The sequence below is a fragment of the Alteriqipengyuania sp. genome (assembly GCF_964222115.1).
In the GTDB taxonomy this organism is placed as follows: domain Bacteria; phylum Pseudomonadota; class Alphaproteobacteria; order Sphingomonadales; family Sphingomonadaceae; genus Alteriqipengyuania.
Genome location: NZ_CAXQBM010000002.1, coordinates 1 through 3,715 on the forward strand (window position 1 = coordinate 1; position 3,715 = coordinate 3,715).

At 63.2% G+C, this 3,715-nt stretch carries 4 protein-coding genes and 1 pseudogene; 1 reads left to right on the forward strand and 4 read right to left on the reverse strand.

Annotated elements, in window-relative coordinates; all coding sequences use genetic code 11:
* Window positions 1-477 (reverse strand): ABC transporter transmembrane domain-containing protein (locus ACEQXE_RS00050; RefSeq protein WP_370176858.1); only part of this gene is annotated, 477 nt, incomplete at its 3' end.
* A gap of 150 nt (window positions 478-627) precedes the next feature.
* Here ACEQXE_RS00050 and ACEQXE_RS00055 point away from each other — a divergent pair.
* Window positions 628-1,863 (forward strand): polyhydroxyalkanoate depolymerase, encoded by a 1,236-nt coding sequence (locus tag ACEQXE_RS00055; protein ID WP_370176859.1) that lies wholly within the window; start codon window positions 628-630, stop codon window positions 1,861-1,863.
* Window positions 1,864-1,867: 4 nt separating this feature from the next.
* Here ACEQXE_RS00055 and ACEQXE_RS00060 read toward each other — a convergent pair whose 3' ends face one another.
* The 3 genes and pseudogenes from ACEQXE_RS00060 to ACEQXE_RS00070 all read right to left on the reverse strand — a co-directional run.
* The gene (locus ACEQXE_RS00060; protein ID WP_370176860.1) at window positions 1,868-2,470 is read right to left on the reverse strand and encodes a DUF4126 domain-containing protein; all 603 of its coding nucleotides are present in this window, start codon (window positions 2,468-2,470) and stop codon (window positions 1,868-1,870) included.
* A 15-nt stretch (window positions 2,471-2,485) separates the two neighbouring features.
* Complete coding sequence (locus ACEQXE_RS00065; protein WP_370176861.1) at window positions 2,486-3,163, reverse strand: hypothetical protein; 678 nt, start codon at window positions 3,161-3,163, stop codon at window positions 2,486-2,488.
* Between the two features lie 52 nt (window positions 3,164-3,215).
* Window positions 3,216-3,715 (reverse strand): annotated as a pseudogene (locus tag ACEQXE_RS00070) (acetyl-CoA C-acyltransferase); the annotation flags it as partial.

Here is a 3,715-nt window from a genome sequence, read left to right on the forward strand (position 1 = left end):
CACCACGGTTTCGATGATCGCGGTGTCCGAAGTCATCCGGCTCGAAATTTCCTTCGGACTGTTTTCCTCGTAGAAACTCGGCGACTGGCGCAGCAGGTTTTCCTGCACCTTGAGCCGGATATTGGCGACCACCCGCTCACCCAGCCAGCTGACGAAATAGAACCGCAGCGCGGTGCCGAGCCCCAGCACCACCACGATCATCAACAGGTACTGGAAGGCGTGCGCAATCTCGTCCGGCCCCGCCGTACCGCCGAAAGCCTCGTCGATGATAACCTTGAAACGCCACGGGATCGCCAGCGTCGCCGCCGATGTGATCAGCAGTGCGGCCAGCGCCAGCCCGATTTCGCGCGGGTAACGCACGGCCTCGCGAAAAACCATCCGCAGGGGCGCGAGCGTGCGTGCCTTGCGCGGCTGCGCGTCCTGTCGATTTTCAGCAATATCATCGGACGTATCGGGGGGTGGAATGTCGCGTGCCATTGGCATTATCGCCTAGCTGTATGCGCGGGCGAAATCCACGGGGACGGGACCTGGAATGTATCTTGTGCATTGCACAATGGCACTTACCCGGGCAGTCTATGCTGACGGGAACGGCATTCCGCCGAATTTTGGACGTTTCAGGGGTCTCGCTTGCTCTACCACGCTTACGAATTGCAGTCCGCCTGGCTGAATAGCGCCAGTGCGATGGCATCCATCGGATCCGAATGGTTGACCAATCCGCGCAATCCGCTGGCTTATAGTGGTATGGGCCCGGTTGCCGGGTCCGCGCTGGAAGTGTTTGCCCACGCCACGATTCGGCGCGGCAAGCCCGAATTCGACATCGAGAGCGTGATGATTGACGGCAAGCCCGATCCGGTTGCCGAAACGCTGGTGCTGCACCGCGCCTTCGGCGACCTGAAGCGGTTTCGCAGGGCCTCGCTGCCCGACGGTGCCCCCGCCGTGCTGATCGTGGCCCCGATGAGCGGGCACTTCGCAACGCTGCTGCGCGGCACGGTGGAACGGATGGTCGAAAATGCCGAGGTCTACATCACCGACTGGCATGACGCGCGCGATATTCCGCTGAGCGAGGGGCGTTTCGATCTCGACGACTATATCGACTACATCGTCGAGTTCCTGCGCGAGATTGCTGAGCGCAACGGGGGCAGCCCTGCGCACATGATCGCGGTGTGCCAACCTTCGGTCCCCGCATTCGCTGCCACTGCCATCATGAACGGGGCGAAGGACAAGGCCGCACCCAAGACGCTGACCATGATGGGCGGGCCGATCGACACGCGCGAGAGCCCCACCACCGTCAACGACATGGCGATGAAACGCCCGATCAGCTGGTTCCGCCAGAATGTGGTCGCCACCGTGCCCGCGCAATATGCAGGCGCCGGGCGCCGCGTCTATCCCGGCTTCATGCAGCTCGCCAGTTTCATGAGCATGAACTTGGGCGGCCACATCCTGAGCCATTACGAAATGTACAAGCACCTGGTCGCAGGCGACGAGGACAGCGCGCAGCAGACCAAGGATTTCTACGAGGAATACCGCAGCGTGTGCGACATGACCGCCGAATTCTACCTCCAGACGGTGGAAGAGGTGTTCCAGAACCACTCGCTGCCCAACAACACCTTCGAACATCGCGGCAAGATCATCGATCTGGGTGACATCACGCAGACCGCGCTGCTGGCGGTCGAGGGAGAGCGCGACGATATTTCCGGGATCGGCCAGACCAAGGCCGCGCTAACGCTGGCGCGCAATCTGGCCGAGAAGAAAAAGCGCTATTATCTCGCCGAGGGTGCAGGCCATTACGGCATCTTCAACGGCAGCAAGTGGCGCACGAAGATCGCACCTGTGGTCGAGCAGTTTATGGCCGCGCACGGTTAGACCCTCAGGTCGGATCGGGCCCTCGCGTACGCCTGAAGAAGCGCTTCACCGTCCGCCCAACAAACGCGATCAGCACGATGCTGAGGATCAGCAGGCCTAGCGCGATCACGCCCGCGATCACGGGGTTGGCGATGGCCAGCGCGAGCAATCCTGCGGTCGCTACATCTTCTGCGGTAGAGACCATCAGGTTGCTGACCGGCTCGGGGCTGGTGTTCACCGCCGCGCGTGCACTCGCCTTGCCCGCATGCGCTGCGAAGGCTGCGCCGCCGCCCAACAGGAATGCGATCACCTGCCAGGTCGGATCGCCCGGATCGACGATGGCCAGGGCCAGCAGAGCGCCCCCGATGGGGCGGATCAGTGAATGGATCGCATCCCATATGCTGTCGAGCCACATGATCTTGTCGGCCAGGAACTCCATCACCGCGCCGAATGCGGCAATACCGAGGACCCACGGATTGGCGAGCACGTCGAGCATCTGGAGCTGCTCGGGCAAGGGCACCCACCCGCTCCGCATCGCGAGGCCGGTGATCAGCACGGTCGCGTAAAGCCGCCAGCCCGACAGCAGGCTGACACTGCCCGCGAGACCCAGAAGTTCGATCAGTCCCATCGCGCCCTCACTCCCCTACCGTGCGTTGCCGACATATTCGGGCTCTTGCGAGCAATCGAAATCGGCCGCCTTCGTATCGGCAATCTGGCGCGCGCGCTGGTTGGCGCGCGGCGTATTCCCGGCAATTTGGGCCACGCGGCAACCGGGTTTGCCGCTCCGGCCGATCTTTTCGACCGCAAGCACGGTCCGGTCCGGTGTTTCCAGAGCCACATCGGTATAGCGGAAGATGATCGCAAAGGGCGCGCCATCGCGCTTGCGCCACTCCACCCTGTCACCGACATCGTTGAACGCACTGATCGTAGCGAAGCCTGCATTCTCCACCCCCGCATCGATATCGTAGCGACCATCGCCTTCGCTCACGAACAGGGGGATGCCATCGAGGCCCTGGCAGCGGAGCTTGATCCAGCTGCCCTCGCCCCGGCTCTGCGCCAGAATCCGGCAATTTTCTAGGTCGAGCGCGGTGTAGGAGGAGGAGAATGGCCCATCGCCTTCACCCGAAGGATCGGCATTATCCTCCGCTGCGTCGCTTGCCTCTTCGGCGGGCTCGTCTTCGGCTTGCGGCGGGGGAGGAGAGCCGATTGCGCTCGTCGCATCGTCTCTACCGGGAGATGCGGCATCTCTATCCGCCTCCTCGGCTTGCGCGCAGGCGGTTAACGCCAGAGCCGTCAGGCAAAGAAATAGGGGCAGGCGCATGCGAGTCTCCTTATCGGCGACCGCGTGCAACCTGCCCCAAAACGTGTCCGAATTAAAGGACTTCGAAGATTCCGGCCGCGCCCATGCCGCCGCCGACGCACATGGTGACGCAGACATACTTGGCGCCGCGACGCTTGCCTTCGATCAGCGCATGGCCGACGCAGCGCGCGCCGGTCATGCCGTAAGGGTGGCCGATGGAGATCGAGCCGCCGTTCACGTTGAGGTTTTCGTCGGGAATGCCGAGCTTGTCGCGGCAGTAGAGCACCTGCACTGCGAAGGCTTCGTTCAACTCCCACAGGCCGATATCGTCCATCTTCAGGCCGGCGCGCTCCAGCGCGACGGGGATGGCGAAAACCGGGCCGATGCCCATTTCGTCGGGCTCGGTCCCGGCGACCGCCATGCCGACATAGCGACCGAGCGGGGTCAGGCCGCGCTTCTCGGCCAGCTTTTCTTCCATCAGGATGCTGGCCGACGATCCGTCCGACAGCTGGCTGGCATTGCCCGCAGTGATCGTGGTGTCGGGGCCGAGCACGGGGGTGAGCGCAGCAAGTC

Coding starts and splice junctions, on each gene's coding strand:
- ACEQXE_RS00065 (WP_370176861.1), bottom strand. CDS start 3,163: ATGCGCCTGCCCCTATTTCTTTGCCTGACGGCTCTGGCGTTAACCGCC.
- ACEQXE_RS00060 (WP_370176860.1), bottom strand. CDS start 2,470: ATGGGACTGATCGAACTTCTGGGTCTCGCGGGCAGTGTCAGCCTGCTG.